At 33.6% G+C, this 14,969-nt stretch carries 15 protein-coding genes; 14 read left to right on the top strand and 1 reads right to left on the bottom strand.

Annotated features, from left to right (window positions below; genetic code table 11):
- The first annotated feature begins 21 nt into the window (after positions 1–21).
- The 11 genes from N2259_01295 (at position 22) to N2259_01245 (ending at position 10,658) form a co-directional block, all read left to right on the top strand.
- A complete protein-coding gene (locus N2259_01295) occupies positions 22–330 on the top strand; it encodes a hypothetical protein (protein MCX7778862.1) in 309 nt (102 codons plus the stop codon).
- Entirely contained in the window at positions 315–2,294 is a 1,980-nt protein-coding gene (locus N2259_01290; GenBank protein ID MCX7778861.1) for a V-type ATP synthase subunit I, read from the top strand. The genes N2259_01295 and N2259_01290 overlap by 16 nt, the downstream gene beginning before the upstream one ends.
- A gap of 13 nt (positions 2,295–2,307) precedes the next feature.
- Positions 2,308–2,784, top strand: coding sequence for a V-type ATP synthase subunit K (locus N2259_01285; protein ID MCX7778860.1), 477 nt, complete (start codon positions 2,308–2,310; stop codon positions 2,782–2,784).
- 101 nt (positions 2,785–2,885) lie between these two features.
- Positions 2,886–3,446 carry a V-type ATP synthase subunit E gene (locus N2259_01280; GenBank protein MCX7778859.1) on the top strand — a complete coding sequence of 187 codons (561 nt, stop codon included), beginning with the start codon at positions 2,886–2,888 and terminating at the stop codon, positions 3,444–3,446.
- A 108-nt stretch (positions 3,447–3,554) separates the two neighbouring features.
- Positions 3,555–4,544, top strand: coding sequence for a V-type ATPase subunit (locus tag N2259_01275; protein MCX7778858.1), 990 nt, complete (start codon positions 3,555–3,557; stop codon positions 4,542–4,544).
- A 20-nt stretch (positions 4,545–4,564) separates the two neighbouring features.
- A complete protein-coding gene (locus N2259_01270; protein MCX7778857.1) occupies positions 4,565–4,891 on the top strand; it encodes a V-type ATP synthase subunit F in 327 nt (108 codons plus the stop codon).
- A 12-nt stretch (positions 4,892–4,903) separates the two neighbouring features.
- Positions 4,904–6,637 (top strand): V-type ATP synthase subunit A, encoded by a 1,734-nt coding sequence (locus N2259_01265; GenBank protein ID MCX7778856.1) that lies wholly within the window; start codon positions 4,904–4,906, stop codon positions 6,635–6,637.
- A gap of 71 nt (positions 6,638–6,708) precedes the next feature.
- Positions 6,709–8,085, top strand: a complete 1,377-nt coding sequence (locus N2259_01260; GenBank protein ID MCX7778855.1) for a V-type ATP synthase subunit B — start codon at positions 6,709–6,711, stop codon at positions 8,083–8,085.
- Between the two features lie 102 nt (positions 8,086–8,187).
- Positions 8,188–8,802, top strand: a complete 615-nt coding sequence (locus N2259_01255) for a V-type ATP synthase subunit D (GenBank protein ID MCX7778854.1) — start codon at positions 8,188–8,190, stop codon at positions 8,800–8,802.
- A 190-nt stretch (positions 8,803–8,992) separates the two neighbouring features.
- Positions 8,993–9,862 (top strand): dTDP-4-dehydrorhamnose reductase, encoded by an 870-nt coding sequence (gene rfbD, locus N2259_01250; protein MCX7778853.1) that lies wholly within the window; start codon positions 8,993–8,995, stop codon positions 9,860–9,862.
- A gap of 37 nt (positions 9,863–9,899) precedes the next feature.
- Positions 9,900–10,658, top strand: coding sequence for a sugar phosphate nucleotidyltransferase (locus tag N2259_01245; protein ID MCX7778852.1), 759 nt, complete (start codon positions 9,900–9,902; stop codon positions 10,656–10,658).
- On the opposite strand, the gene N2259_01240 is transcribed toward N2259_01245, so the two are convergent.
- Positions 10,645–12,051, bottom strand: a complete 1,407-nt coding sequence (locus N2259_01240) for a hypothetical protein (protein ID MCX7778851.1) — start codon at positions 12,049–12,051, stop codon at positions 10,645–10,647. The two genes, N2259_01245 and N2259_01240, sit on opposite strands and share 14 nt — an antisense overlap.
- 26 nt (positions 12,052–12,077) lie before the next feature.
- Here N2259_01240 and murA point away from each other — a divergent pair, with 26 nt between their 5' ends.
- The 3 genes from murA to N2259_01225 all read left to right on the top strand — a co-directional run.
- Positions 12,078–13,346, top strand: coding sequence for a UDP-N-acetylglucosamine 1-carboxyvinyltransferase (gene murA, locus N2259_01235; GenBank protein MCX7778850.1), 1,269 nt, complete (start codon positions 12,078–12,080; stop codon positions 13,344–13,346).
- Positions 13,347–13,350: 4 nt separating this feature from the next.
- Entirely contained in the window at positions 13,351–14,574 is a 1,224-nt protein-coding gene (locus N2259_01230) for a S41 family peptidase (GenBank protein MCX7778849.1), read from the top strand.
- Positions 14,575–14,617: 43 nt separating this feature from the next.
- Positions 14,618–14,969 (top strand): hypothetical protein (locus tag N2259_01225; GenBank protein ID MCX7778848.1); only part of this gene is annotated, 352 nt, incomplete at its 3' end.

Raw genomic sequence — 14,969 nt, 5'->3', positions numbered from 1 at the left:
TTGTTATAATATCCAAATCTTATGAGCGAAGAGATAATTCAAAAAATCAAAAGAGCAGAAGAAGAAGCAGAGGAAGCTATTTTAAAGGCGGAAAAAGAAGGGCAAGAGAGAATTATTTTTCAAGAAAAAAAACAGCTTGAAATTTTAGCCAATTTACCAGAAATAATGGCTCCGACCATAGAAAAAATTAGAAAGACAGCGGAAGAAAAAATTAAAGAAATAGAAAAAATAGAAAAAGAGAAACAGAAAAACGAAATTAAAAAATTAGAAATGGCAAAAAAAGAAAAAGCTAAAAACTTAATTTTTAAAAGATTATGGTCGCTCAATTAAAAAAAATTTGTTTGGTTGCTTCAAAATCATTTCGACGAGAAATTTTGAGTTTTTTACAGGAACTTGGCACCGTTGAGATCATTGATTTAGGCGAGGGCCACAGAGAAGAAAAAGAGATGATTGATTTAAACTATCAATTAGCTAGAGTAAAATTTGCCATTGATTTTTTAGCACCCTATCAAAAAAAAGAGAAGGTCAGTTTAAAGCAAAAAATTACAACCTTTTTATCACCAAAAATTAAACTGACCAAACAAGAATTAAACAAAACGGTTTCTCAAACACCGTGGGCAATGATTATTCAAGAGACAGAAAAATTGGAAATGGATTTTACCACTCTTTCTTCTAAAATTAAAAAAATTCAAGAAGAAAAAGAAAAAGTTTATCCTTGGCGAAAATTAGATTTAAATTTAGCGGAGATAAAAAAGACTAAAAATTTTTCTTTTTTGACTGGGAAAATTTCTTTGATCAATTGGCCAAAATTTTTAGAGAAAATAAAAAATGAAATTAAATTAACTGAGGTCATCAAAGTTGATCAGTTAGAAAAAGATGTTTATTGTTTGATTATTTTTGATCGAGTCACAGAGAAAGACTTATTGAAATTTTTAGAAGAAAATCAATTTATAAAAATAGAATTACCACCTTTTAAATCTTCGCCAGCTCAATATTTTGAACGCCTAGAAGATGAATTGGCAATTTTAGAGCCAAAAATGAAAATCGTAAGAAGAAAAATTTCTCGTTTAGCCAATCAACAAGAAAAATTAAAAATTATCTTTGATTGGCTTTCTTGGCAAAAAGAAAAAGAAGAAGTGAAACAAAAAATCCAGAAAACTAATTTTACCCTCTTCCTTTTTGCTTGGGTTGTTAAGGACTCATTGCCCGATCTTCAAAGTGGGCTTAGAAGAATTACGCCAGAGTTTGAAATCATTGAAATGCCAGTCAAGGCAGATGAAGAAGTACCAGTTCTTCTAAAAAATAAGGAATTTGTTAATGACTTTGAAACAGTGACCAATGTCTATGGGGTGCCAAAATATCATGAGCCGGACCCAACTCCATTTTTAACACCATTTTTTGTTCTTTTTTTCGCCCTTTGTCTTTCTGATGCTGGCTATGGTTTAGTTTTAACCATCATCTCGATAACTATAATTAAGTTCTTAAATTTACCCCAAAAAACAAAAAATTTTTTTAGACTTTTCCTTTGGTTAGGACTAACGACTATTTTTATTGGTGCCATTTTGGGTAGTTGGTTTGGTTTGGAATTGGAAACTTTGCCAGAATTTTTAAAACCAGTTAAAGAATTTTTGATTCAAATAAGAATCATTGATCCGATCAAGAATCCTTTACAGCTTTTAATTATTTCTTTGGTTTTAGGTGTCTTTCAAATTTTGGCTGGCTTAATAATTAATCTGTATTGGAAAATAAAAAATAAAGACACCCTGAATGCCATTTTAGATAATGGCCCATGGATATTTTTGATTAGTTCGTTGTTAATCTTTATCGGTTCTCAAAGTAAATTTCTTTCTATTTCTCACAATTTAGCCAAATATTTAGTTTTGATCGGTCTTATTTTAGTTGTCCTGACTCAAGGTCGGAAACAAAAAAATATTTTCTTAAAAATTCCGGCTGGCGTTTTAAGTCTTTACGGCTTAATTGGTTATCTTTCTGATACACTTTCTTACTCTCGACTTTTAGCTTTGGGATTAGCCACTAGTATTATTGGTATGGTCATCAATCTGATTGCCAAAATTTTCAGCCAAATGATTCCTTTTGTTGGTTTTATCTTGGCTATCTTTATCTTAATTGGCGGACATCTTTTCAATATTGGGATAAATGCCTTGGGTGCTTTTATTCATTCGGCTCGTCTTCAATTTGTTGAGTTCTTCCCCAAATTTATGGAAGGAGGTGGTGTCAGGTTTAAGCCGTTTAGAAAAGAAGGAAAATATGTTCAATTAATCAATTATAAATAATAATTTAACACTTATGGAATTAGGATTAGCTTTAGCCATTTTAGGAGCAGTTTTGGCCGCCGCTTTAGCTGGCATTGGATCAGCTTTAGGGGTAAGAATTGTTGGCGAAGTAGCGGCTGGTTTAGTTTCAGAAGACCCAGAAAAATTTGGTAAGGTTCTCTTACTTCAGGCTTTGCCAGGTACTCAAGGTATTTACGGATTTTTGGGCGCCATTATGTCTTTACAAAAAGTTGGACTTTTAGGGGGACAGATGCCAACTATTTCTTTAGAGGTTGGTTGGCAGATTCTTTTTGCCTGTTTGCCGGTTGGAGTGGTTGGTTTAATTTCTGCCATTATGCAGGGAAGGGTTGCTGCCGCTGGCGTCCATGTCGTTGCCAAAAAACCCGGCGAATCAGGTAAGCCAGTCATTATGGCGGCTATGGTTGAGACTTATGCCGTTTTAGGCTTACTAGTAACAATTTTATTGCTTAACGGTATTAAAGTGAGTTAATATAATCCCGAGATTAACAAATTTATTTCGACGCGACGAATAATTTTATTCGGAGCGTTTGGATATACTCGAATTATTTGGATGATTTCCATAAATTTCCTATGGCTTTAGATGACATCTTAAAAAAAATTAAAAAAGAAACAGAAGAAAAAATCAAAGAAATTGAAGAAAGGAACAGAGAAGAGGTTAGAAAACTTGAAGAAAAATATCGGGCCGAGATTGAGAAAAGAAAGAGCGAAATTTTGGCCGAAACGGAAGCCGAGGTGCAAAAGAGAATTCAACAGACCCAAATCCGTCTTAATTTAGAGACAAAAAATTTACTTTTACAAAAGAAGCAAGAAATTTTAGATAACATTTATCAAGAGGTTTTAGACGAATTATCAAATCTTAGCGACTCTGACTATCAGAAGTTAATTTTGAATTTACTGAAAAGATGTCCAGAGAGAGGCGAGATTATACCGGCTCAAAATAGAGAGAGGGTTACCGAAAAAGCTATTGCCGAAAGTAAAAAGAAATTTCATCTTGCTAAAAAATCATTAGCGATAAAGGGTGGCTTTATCTTCTCTTCTGAAAACTTAGAGATTGATAATAGTTTTGAAAATTTAATCAAAATTATTAGAGAAAAAACAGAGATAGAAGTCAGCAAAATTCTATTTGGATAACTACAACAAATTTCTATAAATTTCACCAAAGCATATTTCTATCAATTTCTGTAATTTGTAGAAATAAATAGAAATAAATAGAAACTTATTGTCTGCTCAATTAACTATATGAACATTTCAAATTATACTTTTGCTACCGGTAAAATTAGATACCTGGAAACAAAATTACTTGATCGAGTAGATTTGGAAAGAATGTTGGGGGCACCAGATCTAGCAACAGCCTTCAAGGTTTTTTATGACACCGACTACGCCGAACATCTTTTTGAAAAAAAGCCGGAAGAATTTGAACAAGTCATCTCAGATGATTTACTGGAGAATAAAAAATTATTATGGCAAATTGTTCCTGACAAAGACTTGATAAAATTTCTCCTTTTAGAATACGACTTCCATAATTTAAAAGTGATTTTCAAAGAAAAATTATTTAACAAAGATTTAGATTACTTACTTCTTCCTTTTGGTTTTTTTGAACCAACAATTTTAAAAAAAATCATTCTTCAAGAAGAAAAAATAAAAATTGATGAAGAAATTCAAACTTTTATTACTCAAGCTAATCAATTCTTTCATCAACAGCCATTACCCTATCAAATAGAATTTTTCTTTGATCGAGAATACTTTTCTCTTTTAAAAAAAATAGCCAAAAGACTTAAAAATCAGTTTTTAATTGACTTTGTTAATTTAAAAATTGATTTAACAAATCTGAGAATTTTTTTACGATTAAAAAATTTAGGAAAGGAGATTGAATTTTTAAAAGAAGCTTTAATTAGCTCCGGCCGAATTAAAACTGACGACTTTATCAATTTTTATCACCAAGATTTAGAAATTGCCCTTGAATATTTTAGTAAAATTGTCCCCCCTTCTTTAGCCAAGTATTTTTTAGAATATTTAAGAGAAAAAAAACCCTGGTTATTAGAAAAAAGATTTTTTGAAGCAGAGATTGAATATTTAAGAAAAGCAAAATACATTGCCTATGGTCCAGAAGTAGTGGTTGCCTATTTTTATGCTAAAAAGAATGCCAACAAAAATGTTAGATTAATTATGAGCGGTAAATTAAATAAAGTCGAAGCGGATTTATTAAAAGAAAGGGTAGAAATATATTAATTAGAAATAAATATAGAAATATGGAATATAAAATTGGTATTATTGGTCATAAAGATGTCATTTTTGGTTTCAAAGCTTTTAATTTAGAAATTTTTCCCATTACTAATTTGGAAGAAGGAAAAGAAGCAATCAAAAAAATTAGTCAAGATAATTTTGCCATTGTTTTTATCACTGAGGATTGGGAAGAAAAATTGGAAGAAGAACTGTTGCCTTTAAAAACATCAACTATTCCGGCCGTCGTTTCTTTACCAACCCATTTAGGTAGCACCGGATATGGTTTAAGAGAGTTAAAGAAAATTGTCGAAAAAGCCGTTGGCAGTGATATACTTTTTCAAAATAAAAAATAAAATAATAAAAATATGCAAGAAGGTTTTATCAAAAAAATTTCTGGTCCATTAGTCATTGGTAAAAAGATGACTGGTGTGAAAATGTATGATTTAGCCAAAGTTTCTGAGAAAAAATTAATTGGCGAAATTATTAAAATCGAAGGTGACGAAGCGGCAATTCAGGTTTACGAAGAAACCGCTGGCTTAGGGCCAGGTGAACCAATTTATCTTGAGGGCAAGCCTTTAACTGTCGAACTCGGTCCTGGCTTAATTAGCTCAATCTATGACGGTATTCAAAGACCGTTAAATTTAATGCGAGAAGAATTTGGTGACTATATTAGTCGAGGCATTGAATTACCAGCTCTTGAGAGAAATAAAAAATGGGATTTTCAACCAAAAGTTAAAAAGGGAGAAGAGGTTGAGGCCGGAGATATTTTAGGTAGCGTTCAGGAGACAAGTTTAGTTGAACATCGGATTATGGTTCCACCAAACATTAAAGGAAAAATCAAAGAAATTAAAAAAGGAAAATTTACCGTCGAAGAGGTTATTGCTTTAATTGAGACAAAAAAAGGAATAAGAGAAATAACAATGAAGCAAGAATGGCCAATTCGTCAAGCTAGACCAGTTAAAGCAAGAATAATGCCAAAGGAGCCATTGGTGACCGGCCAGCGAGTGATTGACACTTTTTTCCCGGTGGCGAAAGGGGGAACGGCCTGTGTGCCTGGACCATTTGGCAGCGGTAAAACCGTTGTTCAACATCAATTAGCCAAATGGGCTGATGCCGAAATTATTATTTTTATTGGCTGTGGTGAAAGAGGTAATGAAATGGCTGATGTCTTGTTAGAATTTCCTCATCTTCTTGATCCAAGATCGGGTGAGCCTTTAATGAAAAGAACCGTTTTAATTGCCAATACTTCAAATATGCCAGTGGCAGCTCGCGAAGCTTCAATTTATACCGGTATTACCATCGCTGAATATTTTCGCGATATGGGTTATAAAGTGGCTTTAATGGCTGATTCAACTTCTCGTTGGGCTGAGGCCTTAAGAGAAGTTTCTGGTCGTTTAGAAGAAATGCCGGGTGAAGAAGGCTATCCCGCTTATTTAGGTTCCAGAACAGCTGGTTTTTATGAAAGGGCCGGTGAAGTTATCTGTTTAGGCAAGGAAGAAAGAATTGGTTCCTTAGCCATCATTGGCGCCGTTTCGCCACCTGGTGGGGATTTTTCTGAACCAGTCACCCAGAATACCTTGCGCGTCACCAAAGTTTTCTGGGCCCTTGATGATAATTTAGCTAGTCAAAGACATTTTCCAGCTCTTAATTGGTTAACCAGCTACTCTCTCTATACCCAAGATCTTGATGATTTTTTGAAAAAAGAAATTGCTTCTGATTTTCCTCTTTTAAGGACAAAGGCGATGGATATTTTACAAGAAGAAGCGAAGCTTCAAGAAATTGTTAGATTGGTTGGTGTTGAATCATTATCTGAAAAAGACCAGTTAACACTTTTAACCGCTAAATCAATTCGCGAGGATTTTCTTCAACAAAATGCTTTTGACGAGATTGATACTTATACTTCTTTAAAGAAACAGTATCTGATGCTGAAAACAATTATTACCTTTCATGAAGTAGCCAATAAAAGATTAATTGAAGGAAAGCCATTTTTAGAAATTTCTTCTTCTCCTCTGCGCGAGAAAATAGCGAAAATAAAATTTATCTCAGAAAAAGAACTTGAGAAAATCGAAGATTTAATTGATGAAATAGAAAATTTATAATTAAGAAGACTGAGGCAAGAAAATTTGAGCAAATATTTATCTATACCCATTCTTAAATTTAAATTATCTCTATGCTTAGGTCATACAAAACAATCAAAGAAATTGCCGGACCACTTTTAATTGTCCAAGGAGTAGAAAGAGTTACTTATCAGGAGCTGGTTGAGGTTGAATTGCCTAACGGCGAAATTCGACGCGGTCGCGTTTTGGAAGTTGATGAAGACAAAGCCATTATTCAGATGTTTGAAGAAACAAGAGGTATTTCTCTCGAAGGCTCAAAAGCAAAATTTTTAGGTAAAACCATGGAAATTGATGTGGCGGAAGAAATGTTGGGTCGAATTTTTTCTGGTTCCGGTTTACCAATTGACGGTGGTCCAAAAATTATTCCTGAAGCGAGGTTAGACATTAATGGTGCACCGATTAATCCTGAGGCAAGAGATTATCCTAATGAATTCATTCAAACCGGTATTTCTTCAATTGATGCTATGAATCCTTTGGTTCGTGGTCAAAAATTGCCGATTTTTTCTGGAGCTGGTTTACCTCACCTAGAAATTGCAGCACAAATTGCTCGTCAAGCTAAACTGATTAAAGGCGGAGAGAAATTTGCTGTTGTTTTTGGTGCTATGGGTATTACTTTTGAAGAGGCTGAATATTTTATTAAAGATTTCAAAGAAACCGGGGCGATAGAAAGGGCTGTTTTATTTGTCAACTTGGCTGATGACCCAGTTATTGAAAGAATTACTTTGCCGAGAATTGCTTTAACCACGGCTGAATATTTTGCTTTTGAAAAGGAGATGCATGTTTTGGTTATTTTGATTGATATGACTCACTATTGTGAAGCATTGCGAGAAATCTCTGCCGCCAGAAAAGAGGTCCCAGCCAGACGCGGTTACCCCGGTTATATGTATTCGGATTTAGCTACTCTTTACGAAAGAGCTGGTCGTTTAAAAAATAAAAAGGGCTCTATCACCCAGATTCCCATTCTCTCAATGCCAGAAGATGATAAGACCCATCCTATTCCTGACTTAACTGGTTATATTACCGAAGGTCAGATTATTCTTTCTCGCGAACTTCATCGGAAGGGTATTTATCCACCAGTTGATGTTTTACCCTCACTTTCAAGATTGAAAGACAAGGGTATTGGTGAAGGAAAAACAAGAGAAGATCATCCAGGCATTTCTAATCAACTTTTTTCTGCCTATGCCCAGGGAAAACAAGCCAGAGAATTGGCAACTATTTTAGGTGAAGCAGCTTTGACAGAATTAGACCAAAAATACTTAAAATTTGCTCAAGAATTTGAAAATCGGTTTATCAGGCAAGGTTTATACGAAGATCGAACGATTTTTGAGACATTAGATTTGGCTTGGCAACTTTTAGCCATCTTACCGAGACAGGAATTGAAAAGAATCAAAGATGTTTATATCAATAAATATTTATCTCGCATCAGCTAATTCAATGAGTATCTAGAAGTTTCTATGAATTTTTATTAGTTTCTGAAACTTATAGAAATATATTTCGTGATATACATTGAAATTTATTGCTTAATCTAAATTATGAGACTCACCATCAACCCAACCCGCATGGAGCTTCTAAGGCTCAAAAAAAGAAAAGAGCTCGCTTCTTATGGTTATAAACTTTTAAAAGAAAAAAGAGACTCTCTGATGAGAGAATTTTTAAAAATCATTAAAGAGACGCGGTTGTTAACAGAAAAAATAGAAAAAGAAATTCAGCTCGCTTTAAAAAGTTTTGTTTTTGCTTCCGTTGAAACAAGGCCGGAGGTTTTAGAAGAGGCATTTGCTACTTCATCAAAGAAAATAAAATTAACCTTAACGACTAAAAATATTATGAATGTGACCATTCCTGATTTTCAGTTTCAAGAGGAAGGCGATTGTTTTTGTTATTCTTTAGTTTTTTCTAGTATTGAACTTGATAATTTTTTGAAAATTTTTTCTGCATTACTAAATGATATTTTAAAATTAGCCGAATTGGAAAATTCGGCTCATTTACTTTCTTTAGAAATTGAAAAAACTCGTCGCCGGGTTAATGCTTTAGAATATGTTTATCTACCCTCAATTGTCGAAACAATTAAATATATTACTCGAAAACTTGACGAACAAGAAAGAAGCGCCATCATTTCTTTAATGAAAATAAAAGAGAAAATAAAATGATTTAAATTTAAATAAATTGATAAAACTCCCCATATTTGGGTAGTTTTTATTTTTGTCAAAGAGGTCATTTTCTGATAAAATTATTCAACCCAAGGATTTACCAAGCTGTCTAAGGTGAAATAAAACAAAAGCCTGGTCGCCGAACATCTTGCTCAGATTTTTAAGAATTTGAGATGATTAATTTAAAAAAATGTGGAAAGATAAGAATAAAATTTTAATTCTTGGCGCCAAAGGTATGTTAGGCTCTGACCTTTCTTTTGTTTTTAAAAAAGACAAGCCAATTTGTTGGCATCGCAAAAATTTAGATATTACCGATCAAAAAGAAGTTGAGAAAAAAATTAAGAGATTGAAACCAAAAATTGTTATTAACGCAACTGCTTATACTAATGTGGAAAAAGCAGAAAAAGAGTTTGTCAAAGCAAAAAAAATTAATGCCACGGCAGTGAAGTCTTTAGCTAAAATTTGTGCCGAGATTGGTGCCCTTTTTATTCATTATTCAACGGATTATGTTTTTGATGGGAAAAAGAAAAAAGGATATCGAGAAAATGATAGACCAAAGAATCCAGTGAATAAATACGGTCTGTCAAAATTATTCGGCGAGCAAGCAATTTTAAATCTCAAATTTCAAAATCCAAACTTTAAATTTTATCTTCTCAGAACTTTCTGGCTTTTTGGATCGTATGTTGAGCCAAAAAAACACAAAAATTTTGTTCAGACTATTTTAAAATTGGCTAAAGAAAAAAAAGAATTGAAGGTCATCAATGATCAGTTTGGTAAGCCAACCTATACTTTTGATTTGGCCCAAGCAACTAAGGAATTATTGTCGAGCCAAAGACCAGCCGGTATTTACCATTTAACTAATGAAGGAATCACTACTTGGTATAAATTGGCTAAAGAAATTATTAAAATAAAAAAACTTAAAATAAAAATTTTACCTTGTCAGACTTTAGAATATAAAACTCTTGCCAAAAGACCCAGATATAGTATACTGCTTAATACAAAGTTTAAAAGATTAAGAAATTGGAAATTAGCACTTAGGGATTATCTAAAAAATTGTTAATCTCGGTAATAAATTTCAAATAAGACTTTAGGAAAATATGAAAGGAGTTATTCTTGCTGGCGGGTTAGGTACGCGATTAGCGCCTTTAACCCGGGTTACTAACAAACATCTTTTGCCGGTTTATAAAAAACCAATGATTTATTATCCATTGGAGACTTTAGTTAAGGCTGGTATTACGGAAATTATGATTGTTACTGGCGGCGAATCGCCAGGTGATTTTTTAAAACTTTTAAAAAACGGCAAAGAATTTGGTTTAAAAGAAATCCATTTTGCTTATCAAGAAGGCTCGGGTGGTATTGCTGCCGCTTTGAGTTTGGCTGAAGATTTTGCTGACAATCAAAAAATTGTCGTTATTTTAGGCGACAACATTATTGAAGACGATATTTCAAGTTTTGTTAAAAAATATCAGAAACAGGAGTTTAAAATTCAAGGCAGAAAAGTTGGTGGAGCAAAAATTTTTTTAAAAAAAGTACCCGATCCGGAACGCTTCGGGGTAGCAGAAATAAAAGGTAATAAAGTCATTAGTATCGAAGAAAAACCAAAAAAACCGAAATCAAATTATGCAGTGACTGGTCTTTATATGTATGATCAACAAGTTTTTAGGATAATTAAGACCTTAAAACCATCAGAACGAGGCGAGTTAGAAATTACTGATGTCAATAATTTTTATCTTCGGCAAGGAACATTAACCCATGAAATTTTGAAAGGTTTTTGGACTGACGCTGGCACCTTTGACTCTCTATTTAGGGCGACAATTTTGGTGGCCAAAAAAGAAGGTAAAATTATTGAATTTTAATTTTGAAAATACCTTCTTCTTCCTTGATTTGGCCGATAAAATAAATGAAATTATAATTTTTTGTCGGCTTTAGATCAACGACTTTTTCAAAATTATATTCAATATAATTCTTTGGCTCTCCTGAATCAACCTCAATGATTTTTATTTTTTTTGGAAACAAGACAAAAAGATAATTTCCTCTACTTAACCAAAGAACTTTTAAAATTTCTTCACTGGTTCGATCAATGGTTTCCTTCTTTTTTGTTTCAAAATCAAAAGACGATATTTCGTAACCGTCATGAGAGACTATTTTTTTATCCTTTAAATCAAAGTTTTTACTTTTCATTTTTAAAATCAGCGATTTTTCAATCTTTTCTTCTCGCCAGTCAAAAACAAGAAGATTTTCTTTGTCCTGAAGGAAAACAAAATTTTTTAACCATTTTTGCCCATTGACCAATCTATAATTTTCAGTAATCGGAACTTCCAGATGATAAAAAGTTCTTTTCGTTTCTAAATCAAATCCTTCAAGAAAAAAATGACTCCTCTTTTTTTTAAGATAAAATAAAAGATTATTCACCAGAATGAAATCAACCAGAGAAGTATTTTTTTCTTCTAAACGATAAAGTAAATCTAAACTTTTGTTAGCTAAATCAAATTGATAAATAGATGACTGATCATGAAAAGATATTGTTCTTTCGGAAGAAAATTTAATATCTTGAATCACTATCTTTTGTTCTAAAAAATCTCTTAAGTTAATCAAAGAACCATCTAATAAATTTAAAAATAAAGGATAGTTTGAATTTTCAAGCCAAACCATCATTTTTTCCTCACCAGGCAACCAAAAAAAATCTTTTACCATTCCTTTTAATTTAAATTTTTTTTCTTGAGCCGTTTCTAAATCAAAAATTAACATTTCTTTTTTTGAACTATCAAGAGTCGCAATTTTTCTTAGATTAGGAGAAAATTTAAAGTTTGCCAATGATAATTTTTTGACCAGGTAAATTTCTGGTTGGTTTCGGAAAAGTAAAATCTCTCTAAAAATTACTGTCTTTTCTGAAACAATTTTTATTTTTTTTTGCCAAGGAGAGTAGCCATCCTTTTTTAAAGTCACGAGATACTCTTTTGGATAGAGATAGTTAATAAGTGTTGGTGTTAGACTGCGTAGCTTTGTCAGGCCTAATAAATTCTTATAAAACAATAATCTTTCTCTAAAACTTATTTGATATGGTTTTTTATCTAAAAAGACAGCGGCGCCAGCCGGCCGAGAAATAAGATAGAGGTTACCAGTTTTGACTAATTTTCTCTTTGCCCAATCAAGACGATAACCCTGAGAATAAAGAAGAACAAGCGGGGTTAAAATAATAAAGATTAAGAAAAAGATTAAAAACAAAACTTTACTCGTTCTTGTTTTCATTTTATTAAATGATATAATATTTTCCTATGGCTAAGTTTATTATTGAAGGCAATAGACCTTTAGAAGGGGAAATTGCTGTTTCTGGAGCAAAAAACGCTGCTTTAAAAATCTTCCCCCTTGCTTTAATTACTCGAGGAAAAATCCGCCTGATCAACGTGCCAGAAATAGAAGACTGTCGGAGAGCTGAAGAATTGTTAATAGCCCTTGGTGGCGAAGTAAAAAGACTCAAAAGGGGAGTTTTTGAAATTAGTTTTAAGAGGCTAACATCAACGAATTTACCGGTTGATTTAGTAAGTAAATTCCGTGCCTCGATTATGTTTGTTGGTCCACTCTTGGCTTCCTATGGTAAGGTTCGCTTTCCTCATCCTGGTGGCTGTGTCATTGGCGCTGCCAGTCGGCCAATCGATATGTTTTTAGAAGGTTTTAAAAAGATGGGCGCAGAAGTTAAAATTTCTGAAAAATATTATAGCCTAAAAGCAAAAAAATTAAAAGGAACAAAAATTTTCTTTCCTAAAATTACCGTAACCGGCACAGAAAGTTTAATGATGACCGCTTGCTTAGCCGAAGGCACGACCATCTTAAAAAATTGTGCCATGGAACCAGAAATTGTGGCTTTGTCTGAATATCTAAAAAGAGCCGGAGCGAAAATTGAGGGAGCGGGTACCCCAACTATTAAAATCAAAGGAGTTAAAGAACTAAAGGGTGGGGAATGCAAAATTATTCCCGATCGAATTGAAGCAGGAACAATGGCAATTTTAGCTGCCGCCTCTAATCAAGGTGAGATTTTAATCAAAAATTGTTGTCCTGAACACCTTGAATCTCTTTGGTCGTTATTTGATCGAATCGGCGTTAATTATCAACTTAGTAAAAATACTATTAAAATTTCACCAAGCAGAAAATTAATTGCTCAAGATATGACGACCCACGAATATCCTGGCTTTCCTACCGACCTTCAATCAGCCTACACCGTCTTAATGACTCAGGCTGAAGGCTTAAGTTTGATTCATGAGACAATTTATGACCGACGATTGCTTTTTACCGACCTCTTAAGTCAAATGGGGGCGCAGATTGTTATGGCTGATCCTCACCGAGTGGTTGTCACTGGTCCAACTAAACTCTATGGCCGGAAATTAATCAGCCCTGATTTACGAGCGGGGATGGCTCTTTTAATCGCAGCTTTAATTGCTCAGGGGACAACGGAAATTGACAATATCTATCAAATAGATCGTGGCTATGAGAGAATAGATGAGAAATTGATAAAACTAGGAGCAAAAATTAAACGAATTGAAGAATAAAACTATGGAAGAAAATAAAGAAAAAAAGATAAAACAAAAATTTATTGTTTTTCTCATCATTGCTTTTCTGGCTGGCTTATTATTAGGTCAGTTTTTCCTTTCGCCCAGAGAAGAGAGAGAAACTTCTTTCACTAATTTTATCGCCAAGATTAAAACAAAAGAGGAGCAGATAGATTATAATCTTTTTTTAGATGTTTTAGAAATCATTAAAAATAAATACGTCAACCAGCCAATTTCAGAAAAAAATCTTTTTTATGGGGCGCTGCGTGGTTTTGTCTCTGGCCTCAAAGACCCTTATTCTGTTTTTTTAGAGCCGGAAATGGCGCAAAAATTTAAAACAGAATTAAGTGGCACCTTTGAAGGTATTGGCGCCGAAATAGGCCAACGAAAAGGAAGAATTGTTATTATTGCCCCATTAGAAGACACTCCTGCGGCTAGGGCTGGTTTAAAAGCCGGCGATGAAATTTATGCCATTAACGATGAAGATACTTTGGGGATGAGTGTTGATGAAGCAGTAAGTAAAATTCGGGGCAAAAGAGGCACCGAGGTCCGTCTTCTGATTTGGCGTCAAGAATGGGATAAAGCAAAAGAATTTACCCTTGTCAGAGACATTATTAAAATTCAAACCGTTCGTTGGGAAATGAAAGATGACAAAATTGCTTATCTTAAAATTTCTTATTTCAATGATAGGACTATTAATGAATTTGATCAGGCAATTAGAAGAATTTTAGCCAAGGCGCCCGAAAAACTGATTCTTGATTTAAGAAATAATCCAGGCGGTTATCTTTATGCGGCAACAGAAATTGCTGGTGCCTGGCTTGGTCAAGAGATTGTTGTTTTTGAAAAATTTAGATCCGGTGAAGAAAGAGAACACCGCTCAACCCAAAAGGAAAAACTCTCTCATTTAGCAACAGTTGTCTTGGTCAATAAAGGCTCAGCCTCTGGTTCGGAAATTTTAGCCGGCGCCCTGCAGGATTATCAAAAAGCGAAAATTTTAGGCGAGAAAACATTTGGCAAAGGTAGCGTCCAAGAATTGACTGAATTAAAAGATGGTTCAATTGTTAAATTAACCACTGCTCATTGGTTAACGCCAAAAAAGAGAGAAATAGAAGGTAAGGGGATAGAACCAGATATAGTTGTCGAAATGACAGATAAAGATTATGAAGAAGGAAAGGATTTACAACTGGAAAAAGCCATTGAAATTTTAAAATCAGAGACAACTAATTAAATTTTTAGGTTTAAAAAATTAAAAATTAAAAATTAAAAATTCTATGAAAGGTTATATTGCTTTAATAACTATTTTGGTTTTTACCGCTGTTGGTTTGGCGGTGGCTATTTCCAGCGGGCTTTTAGGCATTGGCGGTGGTCAGTTGTCTTTGGATGCTCTGGAAAAACAAAAAGCCAGTGCTTTAGCCACCCTATGCGCGGAAGATGTGCTGGAGAGGTTGAGGGAGAATATAAATTTGGATCAGTGGCCAAATATTCCGCTTTGCCGGCAATTTACTAATCAGACAGATTGTGTAAATTTTTGCGGGCAGTTTAATAACCAAAGCAATTGCCAGAATAACGGTTGTTATTGGGAAAATAATTATTGCTATGGTTATCATAGTTGCCAGTGGGATG

This window comes from Patescibacteria group bacterium, assembly GCA_026417895.1.
Taxonomy (GTDB): Bacteria; Patescibacteriota; Patescibacteriia; order UBA2591; family CALHIP01; genus CALHIP01.
Note: the sequence above shows the minus strand (reverse complement) of the source record. Positions and strands in the feature narration are given on the sequence as shown.